Origin of the sequence: Stutzerimonas decontaminans (assembly GCF_000661915.1) — a bacterium.
GTDB lineage: Bacteria > Pseudomonadota > Gammaproteobacteria > Pseudomonadales > Pseudomonadaceae > Stutzerimonas > Stutzerimonas decontaminans.
Map to the genome: position 1 here is coordinate 1,701,447 of NZ_CP007509.1, position 18,535 is coordinate 1,719,981.

Annotated in this window: 19 protein-coding genes; 18 read left to right on the plus strand and 1 reads right to left on the minus strand. The window is 62.1% G+C overall.

Going from position 1 to position 18,535, the window contains the following annotated elements:
• The 11 genes from UIB01_RS07980 to flhB all read left to right on the plus strand — a co-directional run bounded on the left by UIB01_RS07980 (position 1) and on the right by flhB (position 9,196).
• Positions 1–1,692: an ATP-binding SpoIIE family protein phosphatase gene (locus UIB01_RS07980; protein ID WP_180983561.1), complete on the plus strand. Its 1,692-nt coding sequence runs from the start codon at positions 1–3 to the stop codon at positions 1,690–1,692.
• A 28-nt stretch (positions 1,693–1,720) separates the two neighbouring features.
• Complete coding sequence (locus UIB01_RS07985) at positions 1,721–2,071, plus strand: Hpt domain-containing protein (RefSeq protein WP_038665535.1); 351 nt, start codon at positions 1,721–1,723, stop codon at positions 2,069–2,071.
• A gap of 188 nt (positions 2,072–2,259) precedes the next feature.
• The gene (locus tag UIB01_RS07990) at positions 2,260–3,495 is read left to right on the plus strand and encodes a flagellar hook-length control protein FliK (RefSeq protein WP_038658621.1); all 1,236 of its coding nucleotides are present in this window, start codon (positions 2,260–2,262) and stop codon (positions 3,493–3,495) included.
• A 242-nt stretch (positions 3,496–3,737) separates the two neighbouring features.
• Positions 3,738–4,268, plus strand: a complete 531-nt coding sequence (fliL, locus tag UIB01_RS07995; RefSeq protein WP_038658623.1) for a flagellar basal body-associated protein FliL — start codon at positions 3,738–3,740, stop codon at positions 4,266–4,268.
• A 12-nt stretch (positions 4,269–4,280) separates the two neighbouring features.
• Entirely contained in the window at positions 4,281–5,252 is a 972-nt protein-coding gene (fliM, locus tag UIB01_RS08000; protein WP_013983226.1) for a flagellar motor switch protein FliM, read from the plus strand.
• A 40-nt stretch (positions 5,253–5,292) separates the two neighbouring features.
• The gene (fliN, locus tag UIB01_RS08005; protein ID WP_038658629.1) at positions 5,293–5,766 is read left to right on the plus strand and encodes a flagellar motor switch protein FliN; all 474 of its coding nucleotides are present in this window, start codon (positions 5,293–5,295) and stop codon (positions 5,764–5,766) included.
• 1 nt (position 5,767) lies between these two features.
• Positions 5,768–6,187, plus strand: coding sequence for a flagellar biosynthetic protein FliO (gene fliO / locus UIB01_RS08010; RefSeq protein ID WP_038658632.1), 420 nt, complete (start codon positions 5,768–5,770; stop codon positions 6,185–6,187).
• Positions 6,187–6,963 (plus strand): flagellar type III secretion system pore protein FliP, encoded by a 777-nt coding sequence (fliP, locus tag UIB01_RS08015; RefSeq protein ID WP_038658635.1) that lies wholly within the window; start codon positions 6,187–6,189, stop codon positions 6,961–6,963. Before fliO ends, fliP begins: the two co-directional genes overlap by 1 nt.
• Before the next feature lie 12 nt (positions 6,964–6,975).
• Complete coding sequence (gene fliQ, locus UIB01_RS08020) at positions 6,976–7,245, plus strand: flagellar biosynthesis protein FliQ (RefSeq protein ID WP_011913687.1); 270 nt, start codon at positions 6,976–6,978, stop codon at positions 7,243–7,245.
• Positions 7,246–7,249: 4 nt separating this feature from the next.
• Positions 7,250–8,026 (plus strand): flagellar biosynthetic protein FliR, encoded by a 777-nt coding sequence (gene fliR / locus UIB01_RS08025; protein ID WP_015276583.1) that lies wholly within the window; start codon positions 7,250–7,252, stop codon positions 8,024–8,026.
• 33 nt (positions 8,027–8,059) lie between these two features.
• Positions 8,060–9,196 carry a flagellar biosynthesis protein FlhB gene (gene flhB, locus UIB01_RS08030; protein ID WP_038658640.1) on the plus strand — a complete coding sequence of 379 codons (1,137 nt, stop codon included), beginning with the start codon at positions 8,060–8,062 and terminating at the stop codon, positions 9,194–9,196.
• 45 nt (positions 9,197–9,241) lie between these two features.
• Here flhB and sodC read toward each other — a convergent pair whose 3' ends face one another.
• Entirely contained in the window at positions 9,242–9,763 is a 522-nt protein-coding gene (sodC, locus tag UIB01_RS08035) for a superoxide dismutase family protein (RefSeq protein ID WP_038658643.1), read from the minus strand.
• 219 nt (positions 9,764–9,982) lie between these two features.
• Here sodC and flhA point away from each other — a divergent pair, with 219 nt between their 5' ends.
• The 7 genes from flhA (at position 9,983) to UIB01_RS08070 (ending at position 18,526) form a co-directional block, all read left to right on the plus strand.
• On the plus strand, positions 9,983–12,103 hold the full coding sequence (flhA, locus tag UIB01_RS08040) for a flagellar biosynthesis protein FlhA (RefSeq protein ID WP_038658648.1): 2,121 nt from the start codon (positions 9,983–9,985) through the stop codon (positions 12,101–12,103).
• Positions 12,104–12,118: 15 nt separating this feature from the next.
• A complete protein-coding gene (flhF, locus tag UIB01_RS08045; RefSeq protein WP_038658651.1) occupies positions 12,119–13,411 on the plus strand; it encodes a flagellar biosynthesis GTPase FlhF in 1,293 nt (430 codons plus the stop codon).
• 91 nt (positions 13,412–13,502) lie between these two features.
• Entirely contained in the window at positions 13,503–14,330 is an 828-nt protein-coding gene (gene fleN / locus UIB01_RS08050; RefSeq protein ID WP_038658654.1) for a flagellar synthesis regulator FleN, read from the plus strand.
• A gap of 17 nt (positions 14,331–14,347) precedes the next feature.
• Positions 14,348–15,073, plus strand: coding sequence for an RNA polymerase sigma factor FliA (fliA, locus tag UIB01_RS08055; protein WP_038658657.1), 726 nt, complete (start codon positions 14,348–14,350; stop codon positions 15,071–15,073).
• A gap of 74 nt (positions 15,074–15,147) precedes the next feature.
• Positions 15,148–15,522, plus strand: a complete 375-nt coding sequence (locus UIB01_RS08060; RefSeq protein ID WP_011913679.1) for a chemotaxis response regulator CheY — start codon at positions 15,148–15,150, stop codon at positions 15,520–15,522.
• Between the two features lie 23 nt (positions 15,523–15,545).
• On the plus strand, positions 15,546–16,340 hold the full coding sequence (locus UIB01_RS08065) for a protein phosphatase CheZ (RefSeq protein WP_038658661.1): 795 nt from the start codon (positions 15,546–15,548) through the stop codon (positions 16,338–16,340).
• Positions 16,341–16,351: 11 nt separating this feature from the next.
• Positions 16,352–18,526 carry a chemotaxis protein CheA gene (locus UIB01_RS08070; protein ID WP_038658664.1) on the plus strand — a complete coding sequence of 725 codons (2,175 nt, stop codon included), beginning with the start codon at positions 16,352–16,354 and terminating at the stop codon, positions 18,524–18,526.
• The last annotated feature ends 9 nt before the right edge of the window (positions 18,527–18,535 follow it).

Sequence of the window (18,535 nt, forward strand, 5' to 3'; positions counted from 1 at the left end):
ATGCCGATGCGGCTGTCGATCCTGATCGCCGAGGACAGCCCGGTCGATCGGATGCTGCTTTCCACCATCGTCGCCAAACAGGGTCATCGGGTACTTACCGCGGCTGATGGTCAGGAAGCAGTCGAGCTGTTTCAGCAGGAGCGTCCGCAGCTGGTGCTGATGGATGCGCTGATGCCGGTGATGGACGGCTTCGAGGCGGCGCGGCGCATCAAGCAGCTGGCTGGTGACGAGCTGGTACCGATCATCTTTCTGACCTCGCTGACCGAGCACGAAGCGCTGGCCAGCTGCCTGGAAGCGGGCGGCGATGACTTCATAGCCAAGCCCTACAACCCGATCATCCTCGAAGCCAAGATCCAGGCCATGCACCGCCTGCGCCGACTCCAGGCGACGGTGCTAGAGCAGCGTGACCTGATTGCAAGGCGTAACCAGCAATTGCTTGCCGAGCACCGGGCAGCCAAGGCGATCTTCGATAAGGTCGCCCATGCCGGCTGCTTGAGCGCGCCGAACATCCGTTACCGGCAGTCGCCCCAGGCCCTGTTCAATGGAGACCTGCTGCTGGCGGTCCAGGCGCCAGCAGGGCAGATGTTCGTCCTGCTCGGCGACTTCACGGGGCATGGGTTGCCCGCAGCAATCGGGGCCATGCCGTTGGCGGAAACCTTTTATGGGATGGCCGCCAAGGGTTATTCCAGCACCGATATCCTTCGCGAGATGAATGCCAAGCTCAAGCAGATCCTCCCGGTGGAAATGTTCTGCTGCGCGGCCCTGCTCGACATCAACCCCCAGCAGGGCACGTTGCGGGTTTGGAACGGTGGCTTGCCGGACGGTTACCTGATCTCCGCCAATGGCCAGCGCACCGCTTTGGTTTCCCGTCATTTGCCGCTGGGCGTGGTGTCCGCCGCGGCGCTCGACGATAAGTTCGAGCATTACCCGCTGGCACCCGGCGACCGTCTGCTATTGCTCTCCGACGGCGTGGTGGAGAGTCGCAATGCCGATGATGAGCTCTTTGGTGAGGAGCGCTTGCTGGCTGCGCTGACCGCCAATCGCGATCCGGCGCAGCTCTTTGATGAGGTCGAGCAGGCGCTGCTGGATTTCCATGGTCAGCAGCATGACGATCTCAGTCTGGTCGAGGTGGTGGTAACTGACGGGACGATCGCCGCGCCGCTCGCTGCGGCGGCTACTGCACATCGCTCGCGGCCCATGGACTGGTCGATTCGACTCGAAATGCGAGCCGAAAGCCTGCGCAGCGGCAATCCGCTTCCGATGCTGCTGCAGCTATTGTTGCAGGTCAATCAGCTACGTCCGCGCGCCGGTGCCATCTATGCCGTACTTGGCGAGCTTTATTCCAATGCTCTGGAACATGGCGTGCTTGGTCTCGACTCGGCGCTCAAGTGCGATGCCGAGGGTTTCAAGCGCTACTACGACTTACGCCAGCAACGGCTGCAGGCCTTGGCCGAAGGGCATGTTCATCTGGAGCTGGCCATCAGGACGGACGCCCGCGGCGGGCGCTTGCGCATCGATATCGACGACAGTGGCGGCGGGTTCGACGTGACGCAAGCGTTGCAGGTTCAGCTGGCTGGGGACCGCCTCAGTGGCAGGGGGCTGCACCTGATACGCCAGTTGAGCGACGGATTCGACTGGCAGTCGGACGGTCAGGGGCTGAGCGTGGAGTTCATCTGGCCGGCTGAGGCATAATCCGTCGCTTTCAATCAGGGGTGTGCCGGTGTCCAACACTCATCTCGATAGCGCCGTGCTGGCCACGCTGCAGGACGTAATGGAGAGTGAGTATCCGGCACTGCTGGATACCTTTCTCGCCGATTCCGAAGAGCGTGTCCGGCTGCTGCGCCAGGCCTGCCAAGCCGAGCAGGCCGAAACGCTGCGCCGTGCCGCGCACAGCTTCAAGGGCAGTTGCAGCAACATGGGCGCTTTGCTCCTGGCAGAGCTCTGCCAGGAGCTGGAAGCGGCCGCTCGGGGTGAGCAGCTTGCGCAGGCGCCTGCCCTCATCGCGTCCATCGAACGCGAATTCGCTATTGTCGGCATTCTGTTCAGAGCGGAGCGCCAACGCTACGCCTGATGGCCAAATCTCTGACGCGGGTCGCCTACTCAACCGCCGTCGACGCGGCTTGCGATGCCGCGAAACCCCGCAGTTGCTGCATGTGGCAGGCCCTGCGAGCCCCTTTGTCGTTGCGCTGAGCATCATTTGATCCTGGCCCGGAACTTGCTCTACTACCGCTACGATCCACCCGTAGCGGTAATGACCTCATGGCTGTTTCCCCCGACCTGTTACTCAAAACGCCTTCCGTTGATGCCCGAGCCAAGGCTTCGGCCAAGGCCCCGGACGCGCCGCGCGAAGGGCGGGACAGCGGCAGCGCCAGCTTTTCGGACGTCTACGCCAAGGAACGCCAGAGCAAACCTGTCGAGCGCTCGGCGCGCAATGACAGTGGTCGCGACAAGCCCGTTGACGACAAAGGCCGGCAAGAAGCAGCCGGCGTAAATGCCGACGAAAAGTCGGCAGTTGCCGAAAGCGGCAATGCATTGCCCGCGGACGCAGCCTCCGAAGAACTGCCTGAGACCGAGCTGGACCCGCTGTTGCTGCTGGGCCTGGGCGGACAATTCGTGACCCAGGCAGACGCTCAGCCGGCAGGGGAGCCGGAGGGCGATTCGCTGCTGGCCGGGCTTCCAGTGGCGCAAAGCCTTACTGCCGGGGAAGGGGAGCTGGTCGCGGATGAGCCAGCGGTCACCGGCTTGCAGACATCGGCTGAGACGCTGGGCGTGCAGAAGTCGACGCAGCAATTGCAGAATCCGCTGGCTGATGCGCAGGCAAAGGCCGAGGCGGACGATGGTTTTGCCAGCGTTCTGCTGGCGGGCAAGGACTCGGCGGATAGCGAAGAGCCTGAACTGGAGCTTGCAGTAAAGGATCTGCTGGACAGCGTTGAGGCCCCCAAGGAAAGCCGCTCCTCGAGTGCCAGTGAATTGGCCGCAGCGCGTCTCAATCCCTTGAGCCAGGCGATCACCCAGCAGGTTCAGCAGGCGCAGCGGCCAGCTCTGGTACCCGGGCAGCCGGTGCAGATGCAGCAGTCCGGCTGGAGCGAGGCTGTAGTGAACCGCGTGATGTGGCTGTCCAGTCAGAATCTGAAATCGGCCGAGATTCAGCTCGATCCCGCTGAGCTCGGGCGCATGGAGGTGCGTATCGACTTGACCAAGGACCAGGCCCAGGTCACCTTCCTTAGCCCCCATGCCGGGGTGCGTGACGCGCTCGAAGGCCAGATGCAGCGTTTGCGCGAGATGTTCACTCAGCAGGGCATGAATCTCATGGACGTCAACGTCTCCGATCAGTCGCTTGCGCGGGGCTGGCAAGGCGGCGCGGATGGTGGGGCCTCACGCGGTGGCTCCTCAGCTGATGGCGAGGCTGGCGAAGGCGAGCTGCAGCAGGGTGTCAGCGAGATTTCCAGCAATCGCAGCGCGGGCGATCGCGGCCTGGTGGACTACTACGCGTAACGCGTGGTTTACCCGTTTTATCTCTAGAACCGACGCTGCTGCACTGGCAGCGTCGGTTTTCTGCCGCCTGTCGCAGCAACACGTTGGGCGCGGTCAGCCCTGGCAGTGCAGGTCCTCTATTCCTGATACGGTGTCGACTCAGTAACACAGCGTGGCGCAACGGCCGTGTCGAAGCGTTGGCACAGCTGTTGCTCTTAACTCGGAAACTCGGATCGAAACGCTGTTGATGACGGATATTTGGCATGGCTAAGAAACAGGCTCCACCGACGGTACCGCCAACTGGTCCGGAAGCGGGTTCGGCAGGCAAGGGCCGGCTGAAACTCATCATCGTGATCGTGGTCGCCATGTTAGTGGCCGTAGGGCTTTCCATCGGCGGCACGCTGTATTTCATGGGCAAAGGTGACGATCTCGATGCCGGCAAGGCGCAGGAATCGACAGCAGTGTCCGGCAAGCAGCCGGCGATCTACGAGGTGCTGATGCCGGCCTTCGTCGTCAACTTCAGCCACAATGGGCGGCAGCGCTACATGCAGGTCAGCATCGCACTGATGTCCCGCGATCAGGCCGCGCTGGATGCCCTCAAAGTGCATATGCCGTTGCTGCGCAATCGCCTGGTCATGCTGTTTTCCAGCCAGGATTTCGAGGCATTGAAAACGCCCGTCGGCAAGGAGATGCTGCGTCAGCAGGCCACTGCTAGCGTGCAGGAGCTGGCGCAGAAGGAAATTGGCAAGCTTGCCGTCGAGCAAGTGCTTTTCACCAACTTCGTATTGCAATAGAAGGCTGCCCAGATGGCTGTTCAAGACCTGCTCTCGCAAGACGAGATCGATGCGCTCCTGCACGGGGTCGACGACGGTCTGGTGGATACCGAGAGCGATTCCGAGCCGGGGTCCATCAAAAGCTACGACCTGACCAGTCAGGACCGCATCGTGCGTGGGCGCATGCCCACGCTGGAAATGATCAACGAGCGCTTCGCCCGTTACACCCGGATCAGCATGTTCAACCTGCTGCGCCGTTCGGCTGATGTATCGGTCGGTGGTGTCCAGGTGATGAAGTTCGGCGAGTACGTGCATTCGCTGTATGTGCCTACCAGCCTCAACCTGGTGAAGATGAAGCCGCTACGCGGCACGGCACTGTTCATCCTCGACGCCAAGCTGGTGTTCAAGCTGGTGGACAACTTCTTCGGCGGCGACGGTCGCCACGCCAAGATCGAGGGGCGCGAGTTCACACCCACCGAGCTGCGCGTGGTGCGCATGGTGCTGGATCAGGCCTTCGCCGATCTCAAGGAAGCCTGGCATGCGGTGCTCGACGTCAACTTCGAATACGTCAACTCGGAAGTGAACCCGGCGTTGGCCAACATCGTCAGCCCCAGTGAAGTGGTGGTGGTCTCCACCTTCCACATCGAACTGGACAGCGGCGGTGGCGATCTGCACGTGACCATGCCGTACTCGATGATCGAGCCGATCCGCGAGATGCTCGACGCCGGTTTCCAGTCGGACGTCAGCGATCAGGACGAGCGCTGGGTCAAGGCCCTGCGCGAGGACATTCTCGACGTCAACGTACCGCTGGGCGCCACCGTCGTCAGGCGGCAACTGAAGCTGCGCGACATTCTGAACATGCAGCCCGGTGACGTGATCCCGGTGGAAATGCCCGAAGACATGATCATGCGTGCCAATGGCATGCCGGCCTTCAAGGTCAAGCTGGGCGCCCACAAGGGCAACCTGGCGTTGCAGGTGCTGGAGCCCGTGGTTCGCCCACGTTGAGCCAGCCCATTACTCAATTCGAGCCGGTCGAGGATTAGCGATGGCAGACGAGCACGACAACACATCCCCCGAGGAACAGGCGCTGGCCGACGAGTGGGCGGCGGCATTGGCCGAAGCCGGCGACGCCAGTCAGGACGACATCGATGCGCTGCTGAACCAGGCGCCCGCAGCTGCGGCGCCGGCAGCGCCACGTGCGCCGCTGGAGGATTTCGCCAGCGCGCCGAAATCCACTGGCGTGCCGCTGGGGCTGGAAGGGCCCAACCTGGATGTGATTCTGGATATCCCGGTTTCGATCTCCATGGAGGTTGGCAGCACCGAGATCAGCATTCGCAACTTGCTGCAGCTCAACCAGGGCTCGGTGGTCGAGCTGGATCGTCTGGCCGGGGAGCCGCTGGACGTGCTGGTCAACGGAACGCTTATCGCGCATGGTGAAGTGGTGGTGGTCAACGAGAAGTTCGGCATCCGGCTGACCGACGTGATCAGCCCCACCGAACGCATCAAGAAGCTGCGTTGATATGCGCGCGCTTGCATTCCTGAGCGCCTTGATTGCGCTCCCGGTGCTGGCTGCGGAGCCGGCTGGCAACATGAGCAGTACCGACATGGGCGCGCAGCTCACCAAGCTGATGCTCGGGCTGTTGTTGGTGGTCGGACTGATCTTTCTGCTCGCCTGGCTGCTGCGCCGCGTGCAGCAGCTGAATCCGCGCGGCACCCAGGTGATCAAGCTGATTTCCACTCAGGCGCTGGGGCCGCGCGAGCGGCTCGTGCTGGTACAGGTTGGCAGCGAGCAGGTACTAATCGGCTTGAGTGGTGGGCGCATCACGCCGCTGCACGTAATGCAGGAGCCGGTACACCTTCCGGATGCCGAGCCGGCCAATCCCGAATTCGCCCAGCGTCTGATGGAGCTGCTCGGCAAGGATCACAAGGACAAGCCTTGATGTTGCGCATTCTGCTCGTGGCCGCGTTGATGCTGTGCGGCCCGCTTGCCATGGCACAGGAGCCGTCCGGCATCCTGGCGCAGGGCAACAACCCCTTGTCGATTCCTGCAATAACGCTGACTACCGACGCCGAAGGGCAGCAGGAATACTCGGTCAGCCTGCAGATTCTGCTGATCATGACGGCGCTGAGTTTCATTCCGGCGTTCGTCATGCTGATGACCAGTTTCACCCGGATCATCATCGTCTTTTCTATTCTGCGTCAGGCTCTGGGGCTGCAGCAGACGCCGTCGAACCAGATTCTCGTCGGTCTTACCCTGTTCCTCACTTTGTTCATCATGGCGCCGGTGTTCGAGCGGATTAATCAGGATGCGCTGCAGCCGTATCTGAGCGAGCAGATACCGGCGCAGGAGGCGATTGCCCGAGCCGAGGTGCCGTTGAAGAACTTCATGCTGGCGCAGACCCGCGAGAGCGATCTGGAGCTTTTCGTCAGGCTGTCCCGCCGCAGCGACATCGCTTCGCCGGAAGCTGCGCCGATGACGATCCTGGTGCCGGCGTTCGTTACCTCGGAGCTGAAAACCGCCTTCCAGATCGGCTTCATGATCTTCATCCCGTTCCTGATCATCGACATGGTGGTGGCCAGCGTGCTGATGGCGATGGGCATGATGATGCTCTCGCCGCTGATCATCTCGCTGCCGTTCAAGATCATGTTGTTCGTGCTGGTGGACGGTTGGGGGTTGATCATTGGTACCCTCGCCGGAAGCTTCGGCACCCTTTAGGGAAGCAAGCAGATGACTCCAGAAGTTGCGGTGGACCTGTTTCGCGAAGGCCTGTGGATGACCGCGATGATCGTCGGTGTGCTAGTGGTGCCGAGCCTGCTGGTGGGTCTGGTGGTGGCGATGTTCCAGGCTGCGACGCAGATCAACGAGCAGACGCTGAGCTTCCTCCCGCGCCTGCTGGTGATGCTGTTGACGCTGATCTGGGCCGGCCCCTGGCTGGTACGCGAGCTGATGGAGTACACGCAGAACCTGGTCCACAACATCCCGTTGCTGATCGGGTAGCGCCGTGCTGGAGCTGAGCAATGCGCAGATCGGCGGCTGGGTCGGGCAATTCCTCCTCCCGCTGTTTCGCATCGCTGCGCTGCTGATGAGCATGCCAATTATTGGCACTCAGCTGGTACCGGTGCGGGTACGGCTGTATCTGGCGTTGGCCATTGCGCTGGTGCTGGTGCCGACATTGCCGCCAATGCCGGTGGTTGAATCGCTGAGTCTGGCCTCGCTGTTGCTGATTGCCGAACAGTTGCTGATCGGCGTCATGCTCGGTTTCGTCCTGCAGCTGTTCTTTCACGTCTTCATCGTCTCCGGGCAGATGCTGGCGATGCAGATGGGCCTCGGGTTCGCTTCGATGGTCGATCCGGCCAACGGCATCTCGGTGCCGGTACTTGGTCAATTCTTCAACATGTTGGTGATCCTGCTGTTCCTCTCGGTCAACGGGCATCTGGTAGTGCTTGAAATCCTCGCCGAGAGCTTCGTGACCCTGCCGGTAGGCGGTGGGCTGTCGACCAATCATTTCTGGGAGGTGGCGGGCAAGCTTGGCTGGGTACTGGGCGCCGGCCTGCTGTTGGTCCTGCCGGCGATCACTGCGCTGCTGGTGGTCAACCTGGCGTTCGGCCTGATGACGCGGGCCGCTCCGCAGCTGAACATCTTCTCCATCGGCTTCCCGCTGACGCTGGTGCTGGGCCTGATTATCGTCTGGATCGGCATGGCCGACATCTTCGCGCAGTACCAGATCTTCGTCAGCGAGGCGCTCTTGATGCTGCGCGAGCTGGCCGGGGCCCGCTGATGCCTTGCTTCCCGTATCTGCCGGAGGTCGCTCATGGCTGAGAGCGAAAGCGGTGCCGACAAAAGCGAGGAACCCACCGAGAAACGGCTGCGTGAATCCCGCGAGAAGGGGCAGCTGGCGCGCTCTCGCGAGCTCAGCACGGTCGCGGTGACGCTCGGTGGCATCGGTGGCTTGCTGGCGTCCGGCGGAAGTCTGGCGCAGACCCTGATGGCAATGATGCAGGGCACCTTTGAGCTGAGCCGGGAAACCCTGCTCGACGAAGGCTCGATGGTGCGCTTGCTGATGGGCAGCGGGCTGATGGCGCTGGAGGCAATCATGCCGCTGCTCATCGCGCTGTTGATCGCCTCGATTGTCGGCCCTGTCTCGCTGGGCGGCTGGCTGTTCTCCGCCAAAGCCATGGCGCCGAAGGCCAGCAGGATGAATCCGGCTGCCGGGCTCAAGCGCATGTTCTCTACCAAGGCGCTGGTTGAGCTGCTCAAGGCGCTGGGCAAATTCCTCGTGGTGCTTGGCGTCGCGCTGCTGGTGCTCTCGGCCTATCAGGACGACCTGCTGTCGATCGCAAAGCAGCCGTTGGATCTAGCGATCATGCACAGTGCGGAGATCGTCGGCTGGTGTGCCCTATGGATGGCCTGCGGGCTGATCGTCATCGCCGCTGTGGATGTGCCGTTTCAGCTCTGGGACAACAAGCAGAAGCTGATGATGACCAAGCAGGAGGTCAAGGACGAATACAAGGATTCGGAAGGCAAGCCGGAGGTCAAATCGCGGATTCGCCAGCTGCAGCGCGAAGCTGCGCAGCGGCGCATGATGCAGGCCGTGCCGGAGGCCGACGTGGTGATCACCAACCCGACGCACTTCGCCGTCGCGCTGAAATACGATGGCGACAAGGGCGGGGCGCCGCGGCTGGTAGCCAAGGGCGGCGACTTCGTGGCGCTGAAGATCCGCGAGATTGCGCAGGAGCACAAGGTTACGGTTCTGGAGTCGCCGGCGCTGGCGCGGGCGGTGTATTACTCCACCGAGCTGGATCAGGAAATTCCCGCCGGCCTCTACCTGGCAGTGGCGCAGGTCCTGGCTTATGTCTATCAGCTGCGGCAGTACCGAGCTGGCAAGGGGCGGCGGCCGGACCCGCTGAACGACGTGCCCATTCCGCCGGATCTGCGCCGCGACGAATGATTCGGTCACGCGGCGCCCGCTCGAGCGCGCCGCGTATCGCTGCGGTTATTCGATCACGCCACAGGCAACCCTTGCGCCGCCACCGCCGAGTGGTTGCGGGTGGTCGGAGTGGTTATCGCCGCCCTGGTGGACCATCAGCGCCAGGCCTTTGATGTCGCCCAGACTCTTCAGGCGCGGGGCCAGCACCGGTTGGTTGGCCTTGCCTTCGCTGTCTACATACAGCGCAGGCAGGTCGCCCAGATGCCCGTCACCCCAAGGCTCGCCATGCTTGCCGCTGTTCTTCGGGTCCCAGTGTCCGGCGGCGGCGCCGGCCGGGGTCTGCTTGCCATCTATCTCAGCCGGCTCGCAACTGCCCTTGGCATGGATGTGGAATCCGTGAGCGCCTGGCTGCAGGCCGGTGAGTTCCGGGCGAAATACCAGACCGTACTCGCTACTTTCGATCTTCACGCTGCCGACGGATTCGCCGATGCCCTGGGCGCTTACGGTGTTGACCTTGACGCTCAACGTTTCGGCCTGAGCGGCGAGGGCCGTGCAGCCGGCGAGCGCGGCGATGATCCACTGTTTCATCTGGAAGCTCCTTTGTACGAACGGCGACGGGCTGTCGCCGGTGCTAGTGTGACTGCCAGTTGCCGGTCGCGTTCGCCAGCTCTGCCGTGCCGCCTGTCCCGCTGGCGCAAACCGTGGGGCGGGCTCTGGGGCGGGGCGAAAAAGTTGGACCCCTTCTTGCTATAACCCGGGCGAGGCGCATTTTGCGTCAAGAATTCGTTCTGCACGCCGGGGGCTACGTTGGATCGCACGCAACTCATCAATATTCGCAATGGCCTGACGGGCGCGGGGCGCGGCAACCTCGGCGTGCCGCTGCTGCTGCTCGTAATGATGGGCATGATGATGTTGTCGGTGCCGCCGTTCCTGCTGGATCTGCTGTTCACCTTCAATATCGCGCTGTCGATCGTCGTGCTGCTGGTCAGCGTTTACGCCTTGCGCCCGCTGGATTTCGCGGTGTTCCCGACCATTCTGCTGGTCGCCACCCTGATGCGTCTGGCATTGAACGTGGCGTCGACCCGCGTGGTGTTGATCAACGGCCATGAAGGTGGCTCTGCCGCCGGTCACGTGATCGAAGCGTTCGGCAATGTGGTGATCGGCGGCAACTACGTGGTCGGTATCGTCGTTTTCGCGATCCTGATGATCATCAACTTCGTCGTGGTGACCAAAGGCGCCGGGCGGATCTCCGAGGTCAGTGCGCGCTTTACCCTGGATGCCATGCCCGGCAAGCAGATGGCCATCGACGCCGACCTCAACGCCGGCCTGATCGATCAGGATGAAGCCAAGAAGCGCCGTGTCGAGGTTTCCTCCGAGGCGGACTTCTACGGCTCGATGGATGGTGCGAGCAAGTTCGTGCGCGGTGACGCCATTGCCGGTCTGCTGATTCTGTTCATCAACCTCATCGGCGGCGTCGGCATCGGCATGGCGCAACACGGCATGAATTTCAGCGAAGCCGGTCAGGTGTACGCCCTGCTGACCATTGGTGATGGTCTGGTCGCGCAGATCCCGTCGCTGCTGTTGTCGACCGCAGCAGCGATCATGGTGACCCGCGTCACCAGTTCCGAGGACATGGGCCAGCAGGTGCAGCGGCAGATGTTTGCCTCGCCCAAGGCGCTGGCTGTGGCTGCCGCGATCATGATAGCGATGGGCCTGGTTCCGGGCATGCCGCACCTGTCCTTCCTCGGCCTCGGCGCGGCCGCCGCAGCGGGTGCGTACTGGATCTGGCATCGCAAGAAGCAGGGTGAGAAAAAAGCCGAGCAGGAAGTGCAGAAGCAGCAGGAAATGCTCCCGGCCCAGCGCTCCGCGGAAACCAAGGAGCTCGGTTGGGATGACGTGACCCCGGTGGACATGGTCGGCCTGGAGGTCGGCTACCGTCTGATTCCCCTGGTTGACCGCAATCAGGGTGGGCAGCTGCTGGCTCGCATCAAAGGGGTACGCAAGAAGCTGTCCCAGGATCTTGGCTTTCTCATGCCCTCGGTACACATCCGTGACAATCTCGATCTGCTACCCAATGCCTATCGGCTGACGCTTATGGGGGTGAGCCTGGCCGAAGCCGAGGTGTACCCGGACCGTGAGCTGGCTATCAACCCAGGGCAGGTGTTTGGCCCGCTCAATGGCATTGCCGCCAAGGACCCGGCGTTCGGCCTGGAAGCGGTCTGGATCGAAGCCAGTCAACGCGATCAGGCCCAATCACTCGGCTACACCGTGGTGGACGCCAGCACCGTGGTTGCCACCCATCTCAATCAGGTGCTGCACAAGCATGCGCACGAACTGCTTGGCCATGAGGAGGTTCAGCAATTGCTGCAGCTGCTGGCGAAGAGTTCGCCCAAGCTGGCCGAGGAGTTGGTGCCAGGTATGGTTTCGCTGTCGACCCTGCTCAAGGTGCTGCAGGCGCTGTTGCAGGAGCAGGTGCCGGTCCGCGATATCCGCACTATTGCCGAAGCCATCGCCAACGTGGCGGCCAAGAGTCAAGATCCCGCCGCAATGGTCGCTGCGGTACGCGTTGCGCTGTCTCGGGCGATCGTGCAAAACGTTGTGGGACTAGAGCCGGAGCTGCCTGTGATTACGCTGGAGCCGCGGTTGGAACAGATTTTGCTCAATAGCTTGCAGAAGGCTGGGCAGGGTTCCGAAGACGGAATTCTGCTGGAGCCGGGAATGGCCGAAAAGTTGCAAAGGTCTCTGGTAGAAGCGGCACAGCGTCAAGAAATGCTCGGCAAGCCGGCAGTTCTGCTGGTGGCCGGCCCGGTACGGGCGATGCTGTCGAGATTCGCGCGCCTGGCAGTGCCGAACATTCATGTTCTGGCCTACCAGGAAATACCGGACAACAAGCAGGTCACCATCGTCTCGACGGTGGGTCAGAATTAACCGAGGGTACAGGCCATGCAGGTCAAACGTTTCTTCGCCGCCGATATGCGCATCGCCATGAAAATGGTGCGTGACGAGCTGGGCGCCGATGCCGTGATCATCGGCAATCGCCGGGTGGCCGGTGGCGTCGAGCTGACTGCCGTGCTCGATTACCCGATGCAATCTGCGCCGGCCGCCAACAAGCCCAACCCGGCGCTGGAAGCCGAGCTGCGCAAGACTCAGGCCCGTCTGGCCAATGCCCACGCCGAGCTGAGCGCCGCACCGCGGGCGAAGATGCAGGATCGTCAACTGGTTGACGAGAAGCCGGCCGCCGCAGCGAGCAAGCCGCAACCCACTCCGGTTGCCGAGGCTACCGCTGCGGTCGATTCGCGTGCGATCGAAGCGATGTATTCGGAGCTGCATGGTCTGCGCGAGCTGATCGAAGTGCAGCTCGGTTCGATTGCCTGGGGCCAGGAGCAGAGCCGTCGGCCGCAACAGGCTGGCCTCTGGCGCCGTCTGCAGCGCATGGGGCTGCCGGCTGAGCTGTCGCGCAGCCTGCTGGAAAAAGTTGCCGGCATCAACGAGTCGCGCCAGGCTTGGCGCATGGTGCTGGCGCACTTGGCGCAGGCGATCAAGGTCAGCAAGAACGAGCCGCTGGAAGAGGGTGGTGTCATCGCCTTGGTAGGCCCAGCTGGCGTCGGCAAGACCACCACGCTGGCCAAGCTCGCGGCGCGCTACGTATTGAAGTACGGCGCACAGAGCATTGCTCTGGCCAGCATGGACAACTACCGGATCGGCGCGCAGGAGCAGCTCAAGACTCTGGGGCGGATCCTCGATGTGCCGGTGCTGCAGCTCGATCCGAGTCAGCCGCTGAACAAGTCGTTGGCCTCACTGGCGCGCAAGCGGGTGATCCTGATCGACACCGCCGGTCTGCCCGCCAGCGATCCGACGCTGCGTATGCAACTCGAGGCGCTGTCCGACAAGGGCGTCAAATCGAAGAATTATCTGGTGCTGGCTGCAACCAGCCAGAGCCAGGTGCTCAAGGCGGCGTGGCACAACTATCGTCGCTGTGGCCTGGCTGGCTGTATCCTGACAAAGCTGGACGAGGCTGGCAGCCTCGGTGATGTGCTTGGGCTCACGATCAGCCAGCACTTGCCGATAGCGTACCTCGCGGACGGCCCCCGGATTCCGGACGACTTGCACCTGCCACGCAGCCATCAACTGGTCAGTCGCGCGGTGAGTCTGCAATCCGGCGAGGAACCGAGCGAGGAAACCATGGCCGATATGTTCGCCGGGTTGTACAACGGCTCGTCACGGCGGGCCGGATGATGCTGCGACAGCAGTACCTGAATGAATCAGATGCGTGCCATGCGGGCGCATCGCCGGCCGCAAGGCCCCAGCAAGATATAGGCATGTGAACATGGGTATGCATCCCGTACAGGTGATTGCGGTGACCGGCGGCAAGGGTGGCGTCGGCAAGACCAACGTGTCGGTCAATCTGGCACTGGCGCTGGCTGACCTTGGCCGACGTGTGGTGTTGCTTGACGCCGACCTCGGCCTGGCCAACGTCGACGTGCTGCTGGGGCTTACCACCAAGCGCACCCTGGCCGACGTCATCGCCGGCGAATGTGATCTGCGCGACGTGCTGATCCAGGGGCCGGGCGGCATCCGCGTAGTGCCGGCCGCATCCGGCACGCAGAGCATGGTGCAGTTGTCTTCGCTGCAGCACGCGGGGTTGATCCAGGCGTTCAGCGAGCTCGGCGACGAGCTCGACGTGCTGATCATCGACACCGCGGCTGGTATCGGCGATTCAGTAGTGAGCTTCGTGCGCGCCGCGCAGGAGGTGCTGCTGGTCGTCACCGATGAGCCGACCTCGATCACCGATGCCTACGCGCTGATCAAACTGCTTAACCGTGATTACGGCATCAGCCGTTTCCGGGTGCTCGCCAATATGGCTCATGCTCCGCAGGAAGGGCGCAACCTGTTCGCCAAGCTGACCAAGGTCACCGAGCGCTTTCTGGATGTAGCGCTGCAGTATGTCGGTGCCGTGCCTTACGATGAGGCTGTGCGCAAGGCTGTACAGAAGCAGCGTGCGGTCTATGAAGCCTACCCGCGATCTAAATGCGCGCTGGCGTTTAAGGCCATCGCGCAGAGGGTCGATACTTGGCCGTTGCCCGCCACGCCGCGTGGTCATCTCGAATTCTTCGTAGAGCGTCTCATCACCCCCGCTTCACAAAGCCACGAATGACAGGTGCCGGATCCGCTATGTATTACAGCAAGGCTCAGGCAAAGGATGCGCAGTACCGCCTGATCGATCAGTACGCCCCGCTGGTCAAGCGAATCGCTTACCACCTGCTGGCGCGTCTGCCTGCCAGCGTGCAGGTCGACGATCTGATTCAGGCTGGAATGATCGGACTGCTGGAAGCAGCTAAGAAATACGACGCCGGCAAGGGTGCCAGTTTCGAAACCTACGCCGGTATCCGCATTCGCGGCACCATGCTCGACGAAGTGCGCAAGGGCGACTGGGCGCCGCGCTCGGTGCACCGCAATTCGCGGATGGTCAGCGAGGCGATTCGGGCGATCGAGGCGAAAACCGGTCGCGACGCTAAAGATCACGAGGTTGCGGCCGAACTTAAGCTAAGCCTCGATGAGTATTACGGCATTCTCGGCGATACGCTGGGCAGCCGCCTGTTCAGCTTCGATGATCTGCTGCAGGAGGGTGAGCACGGCGAGCTTCAGGAGGATGCTGCCAGTACCCACCCTGAGCCCTTCCGCGATCTCGAGGACGAACGCTTTCAGCAGGCCCTGGCCGACGCCATTGCCAACCTGCCCGAGCGCGAGAAGCTGGTGCTGTCGCTGTATTACGACGAAGAATTGAACTTGAAGGAAATTGGGCAGGTGCTGGGAGTTAGCGAGTCGCGTGTGAGCCAGTTGCATAGCCAGTGTGCTGCGCGCTTGCGTGCACGCCTCGGCGAATGGCGCGCCAATTGACGATTGTTTGCGGTATGACGTGCTCGGTTTGCTGAGGCATTTTTGGACTTACGGAGGTCGACTTGGACAAGAACATGAAAATCCTCATCGTCGATGACTTCTCGACGATGAGACGAATCATCAAGAACCTCCTGCGTGATCTGGGGTTCACCAACACCGCCGAAGCGGATGACGGCACCACCGCGCTGCCAATGCTGAAGAGCGGCAGCTTCGACTTCCTCGTCACCGACTGGAACATGCCGGGCATGAGCGGTATCGATCTGCTGCGCACCGTGCGCGCTGATGAGCGCCTCAAGCACCTGCCAGTACTGATGGTGACAGCCGAGGCGAAACGCGACCAGATCATCGAGGCGGCACAGGCCGGGGTTAACGGCTATGTGGTCAAGCCTTTTACTGCCCAGGTGCTCAAGGAGAAGATCGAGAAGATCTTCGAGCGCGTCAACGGCTGAAGCAGCAACGCCGCGAGGGCACTATGACGCAAGCAGATCAAAGCCTGGCAGAGTTCGAAGCGACTCTGAAGGCCCATGCACCCAAGCTGATCGAAAGTCTGCAGCAGGGCCGCTTCGATGAAGCGACGCAGATGTTCAACGAGCTCAATCAGGTGCGCAATCACGGGCTCTATCTGGAGGTTGGCAAGCTCACCCGCGAGCTGCACAACGCTATCGTCAAGCTCGAGATGGATACCTGCGCTACCGGGGGCGATCCGTCACCGATTACCGATGCGACCGATCGCCTGTCCTACGTGGTGGAGATGACCGAGAAGGCCGCCAATCGCACCATGGATCTGGTGGAGGAGTCCGCTCCGCTGGTGAACTACGTGAGCTACGAGGCCCAGAGCTTGACGGCCGACTGGCAGCGCTTCATGCGTCGCGAAATGAATGCCGAGCAATTCCGCGAGCTGGTCAAGCGCATCGACCAATACCTCCAGCGCAGCATGAATGACGGCAGCCAGCTGTCGCAGAATCTCAGCGAAATCATGCTTGCCCAAGACTTCCAGGATCTGACCGGCCAGGTGATCAAGCGGGTGACCCGCCTCATCACCGAGCTTGAAAGCAACCTGCTCAATCTCGTCCTCATGGCGGGGCAGGTCGACCGCGTCGCCGGCATCCAGCACGACCGCGATGCCATGCGTGCCGAGCAAGAGAAGAAAAAACAAGAAAAAATGCCTTCCAACGGTGAAGGTCCGCAGATGCATGCCGATATGCGTGAAGACGTCGTTTCCGGCCAGGACGATGTCGATGATCTGCTTTCAAGCCTGGGCTTTTAGGGGAAGTGAATATGAGCTTCGACGCCGATGAAGAAATCCTCCAGGATTTCCTGGTAGAGGCCGGCGAGATTCTCGAACTATTGTCCGAGCAACTCGTGGAGCTGGAAAGCAGCCCCGATGACATGGCGTTGCTCAATGCGATTTTTCGCGGGTTCCACACGGTAAAGGGCGGTGCGGGCTTTCTTCAGCTCCATGAGCTGGTGGAGTGCTGCCATATCGCCGAAAACGTCTTCGACATCCTGCGCAAGGGTGAGCGTCGCGTCGACTCCGAACTGATGGATGTCGTGTTGCAGGCCCTCGACTCCGTGAACGAGATGTTCAGTCAGGTCCGCGAGCGCGTCGAGCCGACTCCCGCCTCACGCGAGCTACTCGCCGCTCTGGCGCGTCTGGCAGAACCCGCTTCTGCTGACGAACCGGCGGCTCCGGTCGAGACGCCGGTTATGCCCGAGCCCCAGGTCGAAGCTGACGACAGCGAATTCGAGCAGCTGCTCGACGCCGTTCAGCCGCCAGCCGGCGAGTCTGCAGCCGCGCCGGCAAGCGGTGGCGCTGACGAAATCACTGACGACGAATTCGAGTCGTTGCTCGACCAGCTGCATGGCAAAGGTCAGTTCTCGGCCAGTGCATCCAGCACGGCACCCGAGCCTGAGGTCGCTGCACCGACCAGCGATGAGATTACCGACGACGAATTCGAGGCTCTGCTCGATCAGCTGCATGGCAAGGGCAAGTTCGAGCCCGTTGGCAGCGTAAGCGCTGAACCCGCTGCGCCGTCGAGTGCTGCGCCGGTCGGCAGTGCCAGCGCCACTGATGAGATCAGCGATGACGAGTTCGAAGCGCTGCTCGATCAGCTGCACGGCAAAGGCAAATTTGAGCCTGCGGTTGCCGAGGTAGCGGCTGCCGCGCCGAGCAAGCCGGCACCCAAGCCCGAGCCCGCTCGTGCTGCTGTTCCAGCCAAGGCTGCACCAGCGGCCGCGGTGAGCAAGCCTGCTGCCGCGGCTCCGGCAGAAAAAGCGCCGGCCGAAGCCGAGACGACGGTGCGCGTGGATACCGCGCGCCTCGATGAAATCATGAACATGGTCGGCGAGCTGGTGCTGGTGCGTAATCGTCTGGTGCGCCTGGGCTCCAACAGTGGCGACGAGGCGATGGCCAAGGCCGTTTCCAATCTCGACGTAGTCACAGCCGATCTGCAGAGTGCGGTGATGAAAACCCGCATGCAGCCGATCAAGAAGGTCTTTGGGCGCTTCCCGCGGCTGGTACGTGATCTGGCGCGCAGCCTGAAGAAAGAGATCAACCTCGAGCTGGTCGGTGAAGAAACCGACCTCGACAAGAACCTCGTCGAGGCGCTGGCCGACCCGCTGGTGCACCTGGTGCGCAACGCGGTCGACCACGGTATCGAGATGCCCGAGGAGCGCGAGGCCGCTGGCAAGCCGCGTACCGGGCGGGTGGTGCTGTCGGCTGAACAGGAAGGCGACCACATCCTGCTGATCATCAGTGATGACGGCAAGGGCATGGACGCCAACGTCCTGCGCGCCAAGGCCGTGGAAAAGGGCATGCTGGAGAAGGATGCCGCTGACCGCCTGAGCGATCTGGAATGCTACAACCTGATCTTCGCGCCGGGCTTCTCGACCAAGACCGAGATCTCCGATGTGTCCGGCCGTGGTGTCGGCATGGACGTGGTGAAAACCAAGATTTCCCAGCTCAACGGCACGGTCAACGTGTTCTCCACCAAGGGCCAAGGCTCGAAGGTGGTGATCAAGGTGCCATTGACTCTGGCGATCATGCCGACCCTGATGGTGATGCTTGGTAACCAGGCCTTCGCCTTCCCGCTGGTCAACGTCAACGAGATCTTCCATCTCGACCTTTCGCGCACCAACGTCGTGGATGGTCAGGAGGTGGTGATCGTGCGCGACAAGGCGCTGCCGCTGTTCTATCTCAAGCGATGGTTGATTCAGGATGCGGCTCAAGATGAGCAGCGAGAGGGGCACGTCGTGATCCTCAGTGTTGGCAACCAGAGCATCGGTTTTGTCGTCGACCAATTGGTTGGGCAAGAGGAAGTGGTCATCAAACCGCTGGGCAAGATGCTGCAAGGCACGCCAGGTATGTCTGGTGCCACCATCACTGGCGATGGCCGCATCGCGCTGATTCTCGACGTTCCCAGCATGCTCAAGCGGTACGCACGCAGGATTTGATTCGGTCAG

Coding starts and splice junctions, on each gene's coding strand:
- UIB01_RS08060 (WP_011913679.1), top strand. CDS start 15,148: ATGAAAATCCTCATCGTCGATGACTTCTCGACGATGAGACGAATCATC.
- UIB01_RS07980 (WP_180983561.1), top strand. CDS start 1: ATGCCGATGCGGCTGTCGATCCTGATCGCCGAGGACAGCCCGGTCGAT.
- flhB (WP_038658640.1), top strand. CDS start 8,060: ATGGCTGAGAGCGAAAGCGGTGCCGACAAAAGCGAGGAACCCACCGAG.
- fliP (WP_038658635.1), top strand. CDS start 6,187: ATGTTGCGCATTCTGCTCGTGGCCGCGTTGATGCTGTGCGGCCCGCTT.
- UIB01_RS07990 (WP_038658621.1), top strand. CDS start 2,260: ATGGCTGTTTCCCCCGACCTGTTACTCAAAACGCCTTCCGTTGATGCC.
- fleN (WP_038658654.1), top strand. CDS start 13,503: ATGGGTATGCATCCCGTACAGGTGATTGCGGTGACCGGCGGCAAGGGT.
- flhF (WP_038658651.1), top strand. CDS start 12,119: ATGCAGGTCAAACGTTTCTTCGCCGCCGATATGCGCATCGCCATGAAA.
- fliM (WP_013983226.1), top strand. CDS start 4,281: ATGGCTGTTCAAGACCTGCTCTCGCAAGACGAGATCGATGCGCTCCTG.
- UIB01_RS08070 (WP_038658664.1), top strand. CDS start 16,352: ATGAGCTTCGACGCCGATGAAGAAATCCTCCAGGATTTCCTGGTAGAG.
- fliL (WP_038658623.1), top strand. CDS start 3,738: ATGGCTAAGAAACAGGCTCCACCGACGGTACCGCCAACTGGTCCGGAA.
- fliA (WP_038658657.1), top strand. CDS start 14,348: ATGTATTACAGCAAGGCTCAGGCAAAGGATGCGCAGTACCGCCTGATC.
- fliO (WP_038658632.1), top strand. CDS start 5,768: ATGCGCGCGCTTGCATTCCTGAGCGCCTTGATTGCGCTCCCGGTGCTG.
- fliN (WP_038658629.1), top strand. CDS start 5,293: ATGGCAGACGAGCACGACAACACATCCCCCGAGGAACAGGCGCTGGCC.
- sodC (WP_038658643.1), bottom strand. CDS start 9,763: ATGAAACAGTGGATCATCGCCGCGCTCGCCGGCTGCACGGCCCTCGCC.
- fliQ (WP_011913687.1), top strand. CDS start 6,976: ATGACTCCAGAAGTTGCGGTGGACCTGTTTCGCGAAGGCCTGTGGATG.
- UIB01_RS08065 (WP_038658661.1), top strand. CDS start 15,546: ATGACGCAAGCAGATCAAAGCCTGGCAGAGTTCGAAGCGACTCTGAAG.